This is a genomic window from Stappia sp. ES.058 (assembly GCF_900105595.1).
Lineage (GTDB): Bacteria > Pseudomonadota > Alphaproteobacteria > Rhizobiales > Stappiaceae > Stappia.
Window position 1 is genome coordinate 964,026 of the sequence record NZ_LT629784.1, and the last position, 15,151, is coordinate 979,176.

The following is a 15,151-nucleotide window of genomic DNA, read 5'->3' on the forward strand; positions in this document are numbered from 1 at the left end:
AGAAAAAACCTCCGGAGATCGTCAAATGTTTTCTTTTGGGTCGAATTTGTGGAAGGCGGTTTTTGAGGCCTTCAGTCGCTCTCAGGCGATTATCGAATTCACGCCGCAAGGCAAGATTTTGACAGCCAACAAGAATTTTCTGGATACCATGGGGTATTCCCTGGGCGAGATTCAGGGTCAGCACCACAAATTGTTTATAGACCCCGCTTATGCCGCAAGCAGTGACTACAAGGCGTTTTGGGAAAACCTCGCTCATGGCGAATTTCAGGCGGATCAATTCCTGCGTCTCGGCAAAGGGGGCAAGGAGGTCTGGATCCAGGCGTCCTATAACCCGATCCTGAACGCCGCCGGGAAAGTGGTGAAGGTCGTCAAGATTGCTTCAGACATATCCGAACAGAAGAAGCGAAGCGCCGACCATGAAGGTCAATTGAGAGCGATCAATCGTTCGCAGGCCGTCATTCACTTCGACCTGGACGGGAAGATTCTCGATGCGAACGAGAATTTTCTGTCGACCCTCGGCTACACGCACGATGAAATTGTTGGAAAGCACCACAGCTTGTTTGTGGACCCGGAATACGCCAAGAGCAGCGAGTACCGGAAGTTCTGGGAAGATCTGGCGGACGGAAATTTCAAGTCGCAGGAATTCAAACGCCTGGGCAAGGGGGGGAAGGAGGTCTGGATTCAGGCCACATACAATCCGATCCTGGATGCGGCAGGCAGGCCTTTCAAGGTTGTGAAGTTTGCCACCGACCGAACCAAACAGGTGGTGGAGCGTCATCGCCGCGCTGAGGTGCAACGGCGTATCGACAAGGATCTGTCCGAGATCGCGCAGGCGATTTCCAGCACGACCGCGCAGGCCACCAGTTCCGCGTCCGCGTCGGAGCAGACGTCCTCCAGCGTTCAGACCGTCGCCGCCGCATCCGAGGAATTGGTCGCTTCGATCCAGGAAATCAGCCGTCAGGTTCAAACCGCGCTCGACGTATCCCAGAATGCCGTCTTCGAGGCGGAACGTTCCGGCGAAATCATGTCGGGTCTGTCTGTCGATGCCAAGACGATCGGCTCGGTCATCGAACTGATCGACGGCATCGCCGACCAGACCAACCTTCTGGCCTTGAACGCGACCATCGAAGCGGCGCGCGCGGGAGAGGCCGGCAAGGGCTTTGCCGTGGTTGCCGCCGAAGTGAAGAACCTGGCGTCGCAGACCAGCAGTGCCACCGAACAGATAACGCGCCAGATCGGCTCGATGCAGGAAACGGTCGGTCAGGCGGTGTCGGCGATCGATTCAATCATGGCGGTGATCAAGAATGTCGGCGACATCGCCGTGAGCATTTCGTCTGCCGTGGAGGAGCAAACCGCCGTAACCAACGATATTTCTTCCAACATGCAGTTCGCCGCCCGGGGCGTGGAACTGATAACGACAAACATGCAGTCGATTTCGTCCGGAACCGAGCAGATAAACGCGGCGACGCAAAGCGTGAAGGAAGCGTCGCAAAGCCTGATGTGATCCGGCCGCCTAGCGGTAGAGATCGGCCCGCGTCAACGGAACGGCGGGCGTGCCCTTGGCCGATTTGCCGCACAGCGTCTGGTAGATGCGCGCCGATCCGCGGTGGAAGGTCAGCGCACAGCCGCCGAGATAGGCCACCCACAGCCGGTAGAGTTCCGGACCGGCGAGCGTCTCGGCCTCGGCACGCCGTGCCGTCAGCCGCTCGCACCAGACCTGCGTCGTGCGCTCGTAATGCTGGCGCCAGTTCTCCACGTCCTGAACCTCGAAGCCGGCGCGCTCCATTTCCGCGACCGTGTGGCCGATGTCGTCCAGTTCGCCGCCGGGAAAGATGTATTTTTGCAGCGCCCGCTGTTCGGGCCGCTTGACCAGCCTGCGTCGCCGCTTCTTGGCGCGACGCGAGATCGCGTGGTTCAGGAACAGGCCGCTTGGCGCAAGCAGTCCCTGCACCGCCGAGAAATACGCCGGGATGTTGTCCAGTCCGATGTGCTCATACATGCCGACCGACACGATCTTGTCGAAACGTCCGGTCAGATCGCGGTAGTCTTTGAGTTCGAAGGTCACCCGGTCGGCGATGCCGAGCGCCTCCGCCTTGGCGCGTGCATAGGCAAGCTGCTCCTTCGATAGCGTCACCCCGTGGCCGATGACGCCGTGATGCTGCACCGCATGGCACAGCAGGCCGCCCCAGCCGAAACCGATGTCGAGCAGTCTCTCACCCGGCTTCAGCCGCAGTTTGCGGCAGGTGACTTCCAGTTTGGTGATTTGCGCCTGTTCCAGCGTTGCGTCCTCGCCCGGAAAACACGCGCAGGAATATTGCATCTCGGGATCGAGAAAGAGCTCGTAGAACGCGTTGCCGACATCGTAGTGAAAGCCGATGAAGCGCGTATTGTCCGCGGCTCCCTTGCGGGCACGCCCGTCCGCGTCGCCCGAAAAGCCGCGCGTGGCGTCCGGCGAGATTGCCGGCGCGGTCAGAAGCGGCCATGCGGCCTTGGCCAGCGCCATCTTGCCGACCTTGCGCAGGCGCCGTCGTGCGGCCCGGTCGACGGCGAACGGACGGCCGATGTCGATGATCGTTCCTCCGGAAATATCGATGTGCCCATGGGCGTAGTGGCGGATCAGCCGGTCGAGCGACGGCCGTCGGATGAGCGACGGCAGCACCCCCGGCTCGTTGATCTCCAGCATCAGGCCCGGCACCACGTTTTCGCCGAGCGGCTCGACCGATCCGTCCCAAAGGCGCACGGAAAAATGCGCGTCTATATGCGGGCGCAACACGCCGATGGCCCGGCGGGTGGCGGCAAGGGCGCGGCTCTCGCGTCGGGCAGTCTGGCTCTCGCCGTTGGCACTCATGCGGGTATCTTTCAATCCGAGGGGCGGTCAGTCGGCGCGGTCACTGTTGATCGAGTGTGCGGCAGGTGGCTTGCGCCAGCGCCGCCTCCTTGATGTCGCGGCGCATCGGGTCGCCGTCGAAGGACCGCAGCAGGGCGTAGCCGAGGGTCTCGACGGTTTCGATGACAATGAGGTCCTCCAGCCCCGGGGGCGGGTCCTCGCGCAGAACGCTGAGCTGCTCTGTCGTGATCACGAGAACGTCGAGCTTTCCGTCGTTGCCGGAGGTGCGGTCGTTGAGCGAATAGATTGCCTCGCCGCGGGCGTTGAACAGCGCGAAGGACCAGAACGGCGGCGGCATGGCCGCCTCGATCTTCAGCGGTCCTGCGGCGAGGTCGAAGCGGCAGGCGGCATGCAGCATCATCGGATCGAGCATCGGCAGGGGTTCCGCGCCCGCGCGCGTATCCGGCAGCCGGTTGAAGACGCCGTCCTGACCGAAGCCGGCGACCCGTGCATAGGCCGTGACAGGCACGAAATGCGGGACGCTCATCACCACCGCCACATGAATGATGCCGCCCAGAAACAGTCCGGCCAGAACGATTGCCGCGCCGCGCGCCACGCCCAGTCCCTCGATCCGGCGAAGCCGTGTGGTGACCCTGGCTGCCCCGCTCACTGACAGTCTCCCCGTGTGATGGCGGGCATCGGCACATTGGCGACGCCCGTGCCGGTGGTCAGCGGCGTGTCATAGAGCCGGAGCGCCAGCACGAGGCCGTCGGCATCGCGCGCGCTCGGCAGCCAGTTGCCGGGCCGTGCCCGCGCCGCGATCCCGACGGTGAAGGTGCCGTCGGGATGCCGCAGGACCTGGCGGCTGTGCAGACCGGTGCGTTCGGCACTCGTATCGGCCAGCCTGAGGCCGTTGTCGAGGGCGGTGAGGGTCCAAAGGCGCGCAGGCGCGGCCTGACCTTTAAGCGTGTAGTCGCACGCCGGCGACAAGGTGGCGCCGGTCGTGTCGGTGCGCGCCAGAAAGATCAGCCCCTCGCCGGAGGCAAGCGGCACACGGCCCGTGCGGGCATGGGTGGCTGCGGAATAGGGATCGGCCTCGGTGGTGCCCTGCAAGGGCCGGGCCTCCCACACCCCAAGGTCCAGCCCGTCCAGTCCGGGGCCGCGGTCAACCGCGAGATAGGCGCTGCCGAGGCCCGTGACGAGGCCGATTGCGAGGATGACCGCAAGCGCCAGCCAGGTGCGTGCGCGCCGGTGCCGCAGAATTGCCGGCACGCGATCCGCGACCAGTCCGTCGGTCTCGGGATTTCGGTCAAGCGCAAGGGTCACTGTGTGATGGACTCCACGCCGTCTTGCCCAGACCCCCGGTTCCCCCCCGGCCCGCCGTCCGGCAGGTCCGCGCGCTTTCCAATGGCATCGAGACGCGCGCCGATCTCTTCCAGCACCGTGATCGACTGTTCGCGCAAGAGGCGAGGGCGGCCGGCGCCAGAGCCGGCCTCGTCGCCGACGACCAGTGCCTCGGCCGGTTGCGGTGGACGGTCGACGCCGGGCATCGGCTTAAGCTCGACCCCCTTGTGGGCGTATTCCATGATCGCCTGCCAGGTCATGGCCGGAAGGCTGCCGCCGGTCATCCGCGCGGTGGTGCTGAAGTCGTCGTTGCCGAACCACACGGCGGCCACATAGTTGCCGGTGTAGCCGACGAACCACGCATCGCGATAGGCCTGCGTGGTGCCGGTCTTGCCGGCCGCCGTGACGCCGGGCACGCGGGCACGCCGGCCCGTGCCGGCTTCCACCACATTGACCAGCACGTCGTTCATCTCGGCGGCCTTTTCGGCCGGGAACACGCGTTCGGGCGCGCGCCGGTGGCGGCTGAGCTCGTAGACGGTCTCTCCTTGAGAGTTCTTCACCTCCAGGATCGGCGTCGGGACGACCTTGAGCCCGCCGCTGGCGAAGGAGCCATAGGCCGCGGTCATATCGAGCACCGTCACCTCGGCGACGCCGAGAGGCAGGGCGCGGGTGATCTTCAATTCGCTGTTGATGCCCATCGCATGCGCGTTCTCCACGATCTTGTCGCGCCCCAGCGCCTGGGACAGGCGCACCGGAATGGTGTTGATCGATTTGGTCAGCGCAAGTTTCAGCGTCACCGGGCCCCGGTAGCTGCGGCCATAGTTGCGCGGGCTCCAGCCGCCGATGTTGATCGGCGCATCCGGCACGACGGAGCGCGGCGAATAGCCGTTCATGAAGGCGGTGATATAGACGAAGGGCTTGAACGAGGAACCCGGCTGGCGCAGCGCATCGACCGCGCGGTTGAACTGGCTGGTGCCATAGTCCTTGCCGCCGACCATGGCGCGCACCGCGCCGGTTTCGGGCACGACGACGGTGACGGCGCCTTCCCCGACCCGGTAGCGGTTGCCCTGCTGGCGCAATGTGTCGAGGATCGCGCGTTCCGCCTGGCGCTGCAGGCCGGGATCGAGCGAGGTGCGCACCGTCAGGATGCGGTCGTTGGCAAGCGCCGGATATTCCCGCGCCAGTTCCTTGAGCCGGTCGAAGGCGTAATCGAGAAAATGGTCCGGCGAGCGGTCGCGGCTGCGGTCGACGGCGACCGCCGGATTGCGCCTTGCGCCGATCACCTGGCCCTCGGTCATGAAGCCGGCCTGGACCATGTTGGTCAGAACCTCGTTGGCGCGGGCGCGCGCCGCCGGCAGGTTGATGTGCGGCGCGTATTTGCTCGGCGCCTTGAAGAGGCCCGCCAGCATCGCCGCCTCGGACAGGCTCAGCTCGCGCACGTTTTTCGCGAAGTAGAATTCCGACGCCGCAGCCACCCCGAAGGTTCCGCCGCCCATGTAGGCGCGGTCGAGATAAAGTTTCAGGATCTCGCGCTTGGAGAGGTTCATCTCCAGCCAGAGCGCCAGGAAGGCCTCGTTGATCTTGCGCTCCAGCGTGCGCTCATTGGTAAGGAAGAGGTTCTTGGCGAGCTGCTGCGTCAGCGAGGAGCCGCCCTGGACCACGGTGCGCGCGCGCACGTTTTCCATCATCGCGCGGAAGGTGCCGACCACATCGATGCCGAAATGGTGAAAGAACCGCCGGTCCTCGGTCGCAAGCGCCGCCTTGATCAGGTGATCGGGAATTTCCTCCAGCGGCACCGTGTCATTGAGCAGGATGCCGCGATGGCCGATCTCGTTGCCGAAGCGGTCGAGAAAGGCGACGGAAAAATCCTCCGTCGTGCGCCAGTCGGCACGCGCCGTCTTGTCGATCGCGTCCTGCGCCAGCGTGAGCATCAGCACGAGCCCGAGAAGCCCGAAGGTGACGCCGTCGGAGGCAAGCTCGGCGGCAACGCGCCCCGCGCCGCGCACGCGGAAGCGGCGCAGCCAGGCGGAATAGCTCTCGATCGCGTGCCGCAGGCCCGATGCGAGCCGCCACAGCGCGGTGTCGACCCACGCGTCGGCGGACAGAAGCCCGGCCTTGAAACGCCCGCCTTTCGGCGGCGTCCCGACCGGCGTCTTCGGTGTTTCCGGCGCCGTGCCGTCGGGGGGAGATGATCCCTTGTTCACCTTGTCCGTCCGTTCTGCTATGGCGGGCGGGATCAACGTCGCCGCCGCACGCGCTTTTCGCGCCCTGTTGTACTCCCGATCCGGCGGACGTTTCAAGAAAGGTGAGGGAAGGGCAGCCAATGACCGCGCGCGATACCGGCGCAAAGGCCCCCGACGCCGGGGCAAGGGATGCACGGCGTCTTGCCGCAACGGCAGGTGGCGCCGATCCTGCGCGGGCCGACGGTGCAGCGTCCAGCGTCACCGATCCGGGCGAGCCCGTGCCTTTCTGGCGCGCCAAGTCGCTCGACCGGATGACGGACGTTGAATGGGAATCCGTTTGCGACGGCTGTGGCCGCTGCTGTCTCAACAAGCTGGAGGACTGGGACACCGGCGAGGTGGTCTGGACCTCGCTGTCCTGCACGCTGCTCGACCAGCACAGCTGCCGCTGCGGCGACTACGACAACCGGCTGGCGAAGGTGCCCGACTGCCTGCCGCTGACGCCCGAAACCGTGCCGCAACTCACCTGGCTGCCGCCGACCTGCGGCTACCGGCTGATCTCGGAAGGGCGCGACCTCTACTGGTGGCACCCGCTCGTTTCCGGCGATCCCGACACGGTCCACGCCGCCGGCATCTCCGTGCGCGGGCGGACGTATCCAGAAGACGGCATCGAGCTGGAAGACTACGAGAATTTCGTCGTCGACTGGCCGGGTGAGGGGCCGGAGGAATGAGGGGGAGGGGTGATGCCACTCGGGCGTCGCAGCTTTTCTCCACCGTCATCCCCGACTTGATCGGGGATCCATTGGCACCCTCAGCGCGGTTGGGGGGCGAAATGGTGGCTAAGGCCGATACCCCTTCCGGCGTTTCAGCCCTGCGGCGACGTGGATTGGATCCCCGATCAAGTCGGGGATGACGTCAGTGTGTGCGGCGAAGGTCTTGACCAGCGCTGTGGCCGGCGGTGCAGGCGGAATGCCATCGGCTTTCTGCGGTTTCGGCAGCAAGAAGTGCCGGAGATTTGACTTAGGAAAAAATTCCTTGACACCGCGTCGCTGATCCGTTAGGGTTCAGGCATGGTCGAACTGGTGCGGCCGGCGGGAAGCCGGCGCAACGTTCGGCCTTTTTGATTCCGGGGTTTCTTCGGGGCGTGGCGGGTGCTTGCGGACGCGGGCCTGGCGGGGCCGTCGCGGCCCGTGCAACGCTTCACCAATACCGTTACCAATACCGCCGCCGGGACTCGATCAGACGCGCGGCGCGGCACCCGCCGGCTTTTCAGCCCGCGTCGCCCTTGTCGCGGTCGCTTAGATGGTCGAGGTCGGTGTCGGCCTCGTCTCCGTCGTCATCGGCGGACATGTTGTCGGATGCGCCGGGGATTTGGCCCGAGGTGTATTTCGCATGCCAGCGCCAGGCCATCGGGATCGACACCAGATAGGCGGCAGCCCCCAGGGCGAGCATCTCGAACGGATAGCTGACCAGAAGCGCGACGAAGAGCACGGCGGCGACGAACAGCGGCAGCACGAGGTCGCGGCGGATGCGCGAGCCGAGCTTCTTGCCGGAAAAGGTCGGCAGCCGCGAGACCATCAGGAGCGCGATGACGACCACATAGACGGCGACGACCGGCGCCAGAGCCGGCCAGTGCGGCAGGATGCCGACGAACTCCAGATAGACGGGAAAGAGCACGGCAAGCGCGCCGGCGGGCGCCGGAACGCCGGTGAAGAAATTGACCGCCCAGGCGGGCTTGTCGGGGTCGTCGATGGAAACGTTGAAGCGCGCCAGCCGCAGCGCCGCTGAAATCGAAAAGACAAGCGCTGCGATCCAGCCGATGGAGCGCACCTCGTCGAGCAGCCAGGAATAAAGGATCAGCGCGGGTGCGACGCCGAAATTGACGAAGTCGGCGAGCGAATCCAGTTCCGCGCCGAATTTCGAGGTGCCCTTCACGAGCCGCGCCACGCGCCCGTCGAGCGCATCGAGAACGGCGGCCAGCACGATGGCGCCGATGGCGAAGTCCCAGCGGGTTTCCAGCGCCATGCGAATGGCAGTGAGGCCCGAACACAGCGCAAGCAGCGTGACGAGATTGGGCAGGATCAGGCGCAGCGGAACCCGGCGAAACCGCGGCGCGCGGCCGCGGCGGCGTCTGGTCGGACCCGGATCATAGGGCGCGAAGGGGGCGGTCATGAAACCTCGCTCAGCTGACCCGCGCCAGCACGGCGTCGCGGGTTTCGGCCGAGAGATCGGCGATCACCGTCTCACCGGCGATCATGGTCTGGCCGACGGCCACGGTCACCCGCGTGTCGAGCGGAAGATAGACATCGAGCCGCGAGCCGAAACGGATCAGGCCGAAGCGCTCGCCGGCGCCGAGGTTCTCGTTCTCGCGTACGAAACAGACGATCCGCCGCGCCACGAGACCGGCGATCTGGACGACGCCGATGCGGGTCTCGCCGCTTTCGATGACGAGACCGTTGCGTTCGTTGTCCTCGCTCGCCTTGTCGGATTCCGCGTTGAGGAAAGAGCCGGCGCGATAGGCGATGCGGGTGACGCGGCCGCCCATCGGCGCGCGGTTCACATGGCAGTTGAACACATTCATGAAGATGCAGACCCGCATCATCGGCTCGCCGGAGAGCTCGAGCTCCCGGGGCGGGACGGCCTGGCCGATCTGGCACACGGTGCCATCAGCCGGCGAGACGACCAGATCGTCGTCGATCGGCGTGACGCGCGGCGGATCGCGGAAGAAGTAGCAGACCCAGGCGGTGAGGATCAGACCGATCCAGAACAGCGGATCGACGAACCAGCCGACGAGAACCGTCGCCGCACCCGCAATGGCGATGAACGGCCAGCCCTCGCGGTGAATGGGGACGAGCGTCTTGGTGATCGTATCGGTAAGCGACATCGGCGGTTCCGTGACTGTGGGCCGCGCCGGGAAGTGCCCCGGCCCGGCGGCGTTCCCGGACAACAGCGCCCGGTCGAACGCCTCTTGTGCACCGGAGCGGGGGCGAAAATCAATCCGTGAGCGCGATTGCGCCTATTGCGCCGGCTCCTCCTCGCCCGCGCGAGGTCCGCGCACGACGAAGCCGGTGTCGTCCTGGGTGGCCGCGCGCAGACGCTCCTCGGCCTCGGACGCCTCCTGCTGGCGCGCCCACATGGAGGCATAGAGCCCGTTCGCTGCAAGGAGGTCGGGATGGCGCCCGCGCTCGACGATACGGCCCTTTTCGAGAACAAGGATTTCCTCGGCGTTGACCACGGTCGACAGCCGGTGGGCGATGACCACCGTCGTGCGGTTCTTCGACACCTGGTCGAGGGCTGCCTGGATTTCCCGCTCCGTGTGGGTGTCGAGCGCCGAGGTCGCCTCGTCGAGGATCAGGATCGGCGGCGCCTTGAGGATGGTGCGGGCGATCGCCACGCGCTGCTTCTCGCCGCCGGAGAGTTTCAAGCCGCGCTCGCCGACCTCGGTGGCGAAGCCCTGCGGCAGGCTCTCTATGAAATCGGCGATCTGCGCCATGCGCGCGGCTTCGCGCACTTCCGCGTCGGTGGCGTCGTTGCGGCCGTAGCGGATGTTGTAGGCGACCGTGTCGTTGAAGAGCACCGTGTCCTGCGGGACCATGCCGGTCGCGCCGCGCAGCGAGGCCTGCGTCACGTCGCGCAGGTCCTGCCCGTCGATGGTGATGCGCCCGCCGGTGATGTCGTAGAAGCGGAACAGAAGCCGGGATATGGTGGATTTGCCGGCCCCCGACGGGCCGACGATGGCGACTGTCTTGCCGGCCGGCACCTCGAAGGAGATGCCCTGCAGGATCGGCCGGTCGGCATCATAGTGGAAGTGCACATCCTCGAAGCGGATGGTGCCGCCGTCGACGTCGAGCGGCGTTGCGCCCGGCTTGTCGGTGATTTCCGCCGGCTCGCCGAGAAGCTCGAACATCGCTTCAAGGTCGGTGAGGCCCTGGCGGATCTCGCGATAGAGAAAGCCGATGAAGTTCAGCGGGATCGACAATTGCAGCAGGAGTGCGTTGATCATGACGAAATCGCCGATGGTTTGCGTCCCCGCCATCACGGCGCGCGCCGACATGACCATGCATACGGCGGTGCCAAGGCCGAGCACCACAGCCTGGCCGAAATTGAGCCAGGCGAGCGAAGTCCAGGTGCGGGTCGCCGCGCGCTCGTATCCGGCCATGGACACGTCGAAGCGGTCGGCCTCCCATGCCTCGTTGCCGAAGTATTTGACGGTCTCGAAGTTGAGCAGGCTGTCGACCGCCTTGGAATTGGCGTCGGTGTCGCTGGCGTTCATGTCGCGGCGGATGGCGATGCGCCAGTTCGAGGTCTGCACCGTGAACCAGGTGTAGGCAACGATCATCACCGCGACGACGACCACATAGGCGAAACCGAACTGGTACCAGATCACCCCCGCCATGATGGCGAATTCCATGATGGTGGGAATGCCGTTCAGGATCGTGAAGCGGACGATGTTCTCGATGCCCTTCACGCCGCGCTCGATCACGCGCGACAGGCCGCCCGTTTTGCGCTGCAGGTGAAATCGGAGCGACAGCATGTGCAGATGGCGGAAGGTGCGATAGGCGAGCTGGCGCACCGCATGCTGGCCGACGCGGGCAAACAGCGCGTCGCGCAGCTGGTTGAAGCCGACGAAGAGAATGCGCGCGCCATTGTAGGCGACCACCAGCATCACCGGCGCGACGATCCACGCCGGGAGGCTGCCCGCGGAGAGTGCCGGATCGGCGCCCGCGTCCGCCGCGTTGCCGGTCGCGCCTGCACTGGTCAGCGCGTCTGTGGCCCACTTGTAGAAATAGGGCGAGAGCACGGTGACGATCTTGGCGATGACAAGCGCGATCACCGCGAGACCGACGCGGGACTTCAGGTCCGGCCGGTCGGAGGGCCAGATGTAGGGCCAGAGCTGCCCCAGCGTCTTGAGCGTCGAGGTTTCATCGGCCGAAATGCGCGGCGCGGAAGCGGGAACGCCGGAGCGGCGGCTGGTCATTCGGGGTCCTTTCGCGGGCGCGGAAGCGCCATCCGGTCATGGATGTGCGGCGCCGGCGCGGGCTGTTGCCGGAAGCTGGCGAACAGGCGCTCAACATCGCCGGTGAGGCGCGCCAGCGCCCCCGGCTCAAGATGGTAGCGGCAGCAGCGTCCATCGCCGCGCATGCCGACGAGCCCGGCGGCGCGCAGCACGCCGAGGTGTTGCGAAACGGTGGACTGCGCCAGCGGCAGGCGTTTCACCAGTTCCCCGCAACAGGCGGTTTCGCAGCTTGCCAGCGCCTGAAGAATTTCAAGCCGGGCCGGATGGCCGAGCGCCTTGAACACATCGGGAAGCCCGATCTCCGGTCGGGCGCTGCAGCAGGTCGGAGCGCGGTCCTTACCGGCATGGGGCCTGTCCGGGCCTGAAGGCGGGCGTGTTTTCGAGCGGGAGCAGGTCAAGAAGCACTTCCATCGTATTTTGCCGATGAATGAGTTTTAGGGCTCGCGCCCGCACAAGGCAAGGGCGGCGTGCCTTGCAAGACCAAGAGGAGACGGCATGGACGAGGAAACACCGCGCGCCGGTGCGAAGGCTCGCCGGCGGCGCGCGCGCAAGCGGCCGGTGCATCTGAGTGCGGACGGCTGGCGCATCGCCCGCAGTCTTTATGAAAACGATGGGCTGGAATTCGATGCGATCGCCCGGCGGATGAACGTCACCGTACCAACTGTCACCCGCCACGCAAGGGACGAGGCCTGGCTTCGGGCCGCAACCGTCCGCGATCTGATCGAGGCCGGCGACACGCCGGGCCTTGCCCGCATGGTGTCCCGGCTCGCCAAGGCCTTCGAACATCAGATCTCGGCGATCGAGACACAGTTTCGCACGGTTTCGACCGCTGGTGATGGCGGCGCCCGCTCCGACGGCGGCACGCTGGAGCGAAATGCCCGCACGCTGGGCAGTCTGGCCAAGACGCTCGACGTGCTGATCGAGTTGCGCTCCGGCGTCGCCTCGCTCGATCCCACTGGGGGAGATGAAGATGCACTCAGGCGAGAGCTTGCGGAGCGCCTTGATCGGCTGTGCCGAAGGGGGGCTGCTGCCGGCGTTTCTGGCAAGCCTGGACCAGGGCGAACTGACGTTTCTGCGCCATGACTGGCCGCTTTGGGCGCATGCCCACCAGCTTGCGCCCGAGGGCGACTGGCGCTGCTGGCTCCTGATGGGGGGGCGCGGCGCGGGCAAGACCCGGGCCGGCGCGGAATGGCTGCGCGCCTGCGTGCACGCCGCCGCCGCGCGTCCCGATGCCGACGGCCTGCGCATCGCGCTCGTCGGCGAAACCCAGAGCGACGCCCGCGAGGTGATGGTGGAGGGGATTTCCGGTCTGCTTGGCGTTCATCCGGCGGCCGAGCGCCCCACCTGGCAATCCTCCCGGCGGCGGCTGGAATGGCCCAATGGCGCCGTCGCGCAGGTCTTTTCCTCCGAAGACCCGGATGCGCTGCGCGGGCCCCAGTTTCACCTCGCCTGGTGCGACGAACTCGCCAAATGGCGTCACGTTCAGGAAACCTGGGACATGCTGCAATTCGCTCTCAGGCTGGGAGACCGGCCGCGACAACTGGTGACGACGACACCGCGCCCGATCCCGCTGCTGAAGCGGTTGCTGGCCGACCCCGGCACCCGCGCGGTGACGGCGCCGACGGAGAGCAACGCCGCACATCTGGCCGCCGGTTTCGTCGCCGCGATCCGGGCGCGCTATGGCGGGACACGGCTCGCCCGCCAGGAACTCGACGGCGAGATGGTGGAAAGCCGCGATGGCGCCATGTGGAACCGCGACGCGCTGGAGGCACTGCGCAGCGACCGGGCGCCGGCGCTGGAGCGTATCGTCGTCGCGGTCGATCCGCCGGCAAGCTCGGGTGTCGCCTCGGATGCCTGCGGCATCGTTGCCGCCGGGATCGACGGCGACGGGATCGTTCATGTGCTGGCCGACCGGAGCATGGGCGCGGCTTCCCCCGCGCGCTGGGCAGGTGCTGCCGTGGCGCTGTGGCGCGACCTCGACGCCGACTGTCTGGTCGCGGAGGTTAACCAGGGTGGGGAGATGGTGACGGCCGTCATCGCCGGGGTCGATCCGGGCGTTCCGGTGCGGCCCGTGCGAGCCAGGCGCGGCAAGTGGCTGCGCGCCGAACCCGTCGCCATGCTCTACGAGCAGGGGCGCGTACGCCATGTCGGGGCGTTCCCGGATCTGGAAGACGAGATGACGGATTTCACCCGCGACGGCCTGTCGAACGGACGCTCGCCGGACCGGCTCGACGCGCTTGTCTATGCGCTGCACGAACTGGCGCTGAAGGCCGGCGGGACACCGCGCCTGCGCAGCGTCTGAATCCTTTTCTCAAGGCGTTGACCGCGCACTTCAAGTCGCGGAATCGGTTTCTCAAGACATTGCAAAAAAGGAAAAGAGATCATGGGGTTGCGAACCATGTTTGAATCGGTTCTGCGGGCACCGCAGGAGCGAAAGGCCTCGCGTGCCGGACCGTTGCTGGCCTTTCACGGTGCCGGTCGCCCGGTGTGGACGCCGCGTGATTATGCGGCACTTGCCCGCGAGGGCTATGCCCGCAACCCGGTGGTGCACCGGGCGGTTCGCATGATCGCTGAAGCCGCCGCCAGCGTCCCCTTCGTGCTCTACGACGGCGACCGCGAACTCGACCGCCACCCGGTCATCGAGCTCCTCGCCGCGCCGAACCAGATGGCGTCCGGCACCACGTTCCTGGAGGAGGTCTACGGTCATCTGCTGGTCGCCGGTAACGCCTATCTGGAAGGCGTTGCGGTGGAGGGCGCCCTGCGCGAGTTGCATGCCCTGCGCCCCGACCGGGTGAAGGTGGTGCTCGGGCGCGACGGCTGGCCGGAGGCCTATGACTATACGGTTGCCGGGCGCACGGTCCGGCTTGCGGCCGATGCGCGCGACGGCGGCCCTTCGGTGCTGCATCTGAAGGTGTTCCACCCGCTCAACGATCACTATGGATTTGCACCCATCGAGGCGGCACAGGTCAGCCTCGACCTGCACAATGCGGCAGGCGCCTGGAACAAGGCGCTGCTCGACAATGCCGCACGCCCTTCCGGCGCGCTCGTCTATGGCGGGCCGGACGCCTCCAACATGTCCGACGAACAGTTCGACCGGCTGAAGAAGGAACTGGAGGATGGCTATCAGGGGCCCTCCAATGCCGGACGGCCGCTGCTGCTGGAAGGCGGTCTCGACTGGAAGCCGATGGGGCTGACCCCGAGGGACATGGATTTCATCGCCGCCAAGAACCAGGCGGCGCGCGAGATCGCGCTCGCCTTCGGCGTGCCGCCGATGCTGCTCGCCATCCCCGGCGACAACACCTATTCGAACTTCCAGGAGGCCAACCGCGCCTTCTGGCGCCAGACGGTGCTGCCGCTGTCCTCGCGGGTGGGCGAGGCGCTGGCGCGTTGGCTGTCGCCCGACCGGGCGCAACCGCTGCGGCTTTCACCCGATCTCGACAAGGTGGAGGCGCTTTCCAGCGAACGCGCTGGCTTGTGGGCGCGGCTGGAGCAGGCGAGCTTCCTGACAAGCGCGGAAAAGCGCGTCGCCGTCGGCTACGGGGCGGAAGCGCAGCCTGCGGCGCCCGAGCCGGACCCGACATGATGGAACCCGTCGTCGAGACCATCGCCGGCAAGGGCGATCTCGCCCATCTGGTGCTGCTCTTGTGGGCAAGTTCCGCTTCCAGCCTGTTGGTTTGGAGCCTGCGCGAGACGGTTCGTTCGCATCGACGCTTTGACGATTTCGTCGAGGCGATTGCCCGCCTCAACCGCCTGTTCAGCGACTTCGACACCTGACGCTGCCAA

At 66.3% G+C, this 15,151-nt stretch carries 14 protein-coding genes; 6 read left to right on the top strand and 8 right to left on the bottom strand.

The genetic code is table 11. From position 1 onward, the window contains the following. Positions 1-25 precede the first annotated feature (25 nt). On the top strand, positions 26-1,504 hold the full coding sequence (locus tag BLU32_RS04590) for a PAS domain-containing methyl-accepting chemotaxis protein (protein WP_093805199.1): 1,479 nt from the start codon (positions 26-28) through the stop codon (positions 1,502-1,504). Between the two features lie 9 nt (positions 1,505-1,513). Here the strand turns inward: BLU32_RS04590 and BLU32_RS04595 are convergent, their stop codons facing one another. Genes BLU32_RS04595 through BLU32_RS04610 form a run of 4 tightly spaced genes read right to left on the bottom strand, consistent with a single transcriptional unit; the run spans position 1,514 to position 6,375 of the window. Further along, positions 1,514-2,848 carry a cyclopropane-fatty-acyl-phospholipid synthase family protein gene (locus BLU32_RS04595; protein ID WP_093805200.1) on the bottom strand — a complete coding sequence of 445 codons (1,335 nt, stop codon included), beginning with the start codon at positions 2,846-2,848 and terminating at the stop codon, positions 1,514-1,516. A 40-nt stretch (positions 2,849-2,888) separates the two neighbouring features. Continuing rightward, the gene (locus tag BLU32_RS04600) at positions 2,889-3,497 is read right to left on the bottom strand and encodes a DUF1254 domain-containing protein (RefSeq protein ID WP_208976976.1); all 609 of its coding nucleotides are present in this window, start codon (positions 3,495-3,497) and stop codon (positions 2,889-2,891) included. Beyond that, the gene (locus tag BLU32_RS04605) at positions 3,494-4,153 is read right to left on the bottom strand and encodes a DUF1214 domain-containing protein (protein ID WP_093805201.1); all 660 of its coding nucleotides are present in this window, start codon (positions 4,151-4,153) and stop codon (positions 3,494-3,496) included. The genes BLU32_RS04600 and BLU32_RS04605 overlap by 4 nt, the downstream gene beginning before the upstream one ends. Further along, positions 4,150-6,375 carry a transglycosylase domain-containing protein gene (locus tag BLU32_RS04610; RefSeq protein WP_093810577.1) on the bottom strand — a complete coding sequence of 742 codons (2,226 nt, stop codon included), beginning with the start codon at positions 6,373-6,375 and terminating at the stop codon, positions 4,150-4,152. The genes BLU32_RS04605 and BLU32_RS04610 overlap by 4 nt, the downstream gene beginning before the upstream one ends. A gap of 119 nt (positions 6,376-6,494) precedes the next feature. Between BLU32_RS04610 and BLU32_RS04615 the strand changes: the two genes are divergently transcribed. Beyond that, positions 6,495-7,082 carry a YcgN family cysteine cluster protein gene (locus BLU32_RS04615; protein ID WP_093805202.1) on the top strand — a complete coding sequence of 196 codons (588 nt, stop codon included), beginning with the start codon at positions 6,495-6,497 and terminating at the stop codon, positions 7,080-7,082. A gap of 538 nt (positions 7,083-7,620) precedes the next feature. Here the strand turns inward: BLU32_RS04615 and pssA are convergent. The 4 genes from pssA to BLU32_RS04635 all read right to left on the bottom strand — a co-directional run bounded on the left by pssA (position 7,621) and on the right by BLU32_RS04635 (position 11,766). Beyond that, positions 7,621-8,523, bottom strand: a complete 903-nt coding sequence (gene pssA, locus BLU32_RS04620; protein ID WP_093805203.1) for a CDP-diacylglycerol--serine O-phosphatidyltransferase — start codon at positions 8,521-8,523, stop codon at positions 7,621-7,623. 10 nt (positions 8,524-8,533) lie between these two features. Beyond that, entirely contained in the window at positions 8,534-9,298 is a 765-nt protein-coding gene (locus BLU32_RS04625; protein WP_256371430.1) for a phosphatidylserine decarboxylase, read from the bottom strand. 69 nt (positions 9,299-9,367) lie between these two features. Then, positions 9,368-11,329, bottom strand: a complete 1,962-nt coding sequence (locus BLU32_RS04630) for an ABC transporter ATP-binding protein/permease (protein WP_093805205.1) — start codon at positions 11,327-11,329, stop codon at positions 9,368-9,370. Further along, positions 11,326-11,766 (bottom strand): helix-turn-helix transcriptional regulator, encoded by a 441-nt coding sequence (locus BLU32_RS04635; RefSeq protein ID WP_244501791.1) that lies wholly within the window; start codon positions 11,764-11,766, stop codon positions 11,326-11,328. Before BLU32_RS04635 ends, BLU32_RS04630 begins: the two co-directional genes overlap by 4 nt. A 97-nt stretch (positions 11,767-11,863) precedes the next feature. On the opposite strand from BLU32_RS04635, the gene BLU32_RS04640 reads away from it, so the two are divergent. The 4 genes from BLU32_RS04640 to BLU32_RS04655 all read left to right on the top strand — a co-directional run bounded on the left by BLU32_RS04640 (position 11,864) and on the right by BLU32_RS04655 (position 15,142). After that, the gene (locus BLU32_RS04640; protein ID WP_093805206.1) at positions 11,864-12,451 is read left to right on the top strand and encodes a hypothetical protein; all 588 of its coding nucleotides are present in this window, start codon (positions 11,864-11,866) and stop codon (positions 12,449-12,451) included. Then, positions 12,339-13,670, top strand: coding sequence for a DNA-packaging protein (locus BLU32_RS04645; protein ID WP_093805207.1), 1,332 nt, complete (start codon positions 12,339-12,341; stop codon positions 13,668-13,670). The genes BLU32_RS04640 and BLU32_RS04645 overlap by 113 nt, the downstream gene beginning before the upstream one ends. Before the next feature lie 96 nt (positions 13,671-13,766). Further along, positions 13,767-14,951 carry a phage portal protein gene (locus tag BLU32_RS04650; RefSeq protein WP_093805208.1) on the top strand — a complete coding sequence of 395 codons (1,185 nt, stop codon included), beginning with the start codon at positions 13,767-13,769 and terminating at the stop codon, positions 14,949-14,951. Beyond that, on the top strand, positions 14,948-15,142 hold the full coding sequence (locus tag BLU32_RS04655) for a hypothetical protein (protein ID WP_197673698.1): 195 nt from the start codon (positions 14,948-14,950) through the stop codon (positions 15,140-15,142). Before BLU32_RS04650 ends, BLU32_RS04655 begins: the two co-directional genes overlap by 4 nt. Positions 15,143-15,151: the final 9 nt, after the last annotated feature.

Coding starts and splice junctions, on each gene's coding strand:
- BLU32_RS04655 (WP_197673698.1), top strand. CDS start 14,948: ATGATGGAACCCGTCGTCGAGACCATCGCCGGCAAGGGCGATCTCGCC.
- BLU32_RS04640 (WP_093805206.1), top strand. CDS start 11,864: ATGGACGAGGAAACACCGCGCGCCGGTGCGAAGGCTCGCCGGCGGCGC.
- BLU32_RS04615 (WP_093805202.1), top strand. CDS start 6,495: ATGACCGCGCGCGATACCGGCGCAAAGGCCCCCGACGCCGGGGCAAGG.
- BLU32_RS04590 (WP_093805199.1), top strand. CDS start 26: ATGTTTTCTTTTGGGTCGAATTTGTGGAAGGCGGTTTTTGAGGCCTTC.
- BLU32_RS04645 (WP_093805207.1), top strand. CDS start 12,339: ATGCACTCAGGCGAGAGCTTGCGGAGCGCCTTGATCGGCTGTGCCGAA.
- pssA (WP_093805203.1), bottom strand. CDS start 8,523: ATGACCGCCCCCTTCGCGCCCTATGATCCGGGTCCGACCAGACGCCGC.
- BLU32_RS04650 (WP_093805208.1), top strand. CDS start 13,767: ATGTTTGAATCGGTTCTGCGGGCACCGCAGGAGCGAAAGGCCTCGCGT.
- BLU32_RS04630 (WP_093805205.1), bottom strand. CDS start 11,329: ATGACCAGCCGCCGCTCCGGCGTTCCCGCTTCCGCGCCGCGCATTTCG.
- BLU32_RS04595 (WP_093805200.1), bottom strand. CDS start 2,848: ATGAGTGCCAACGGCGAGAGCCAGACTGCCCGACGCGAGAGCCGCGCC.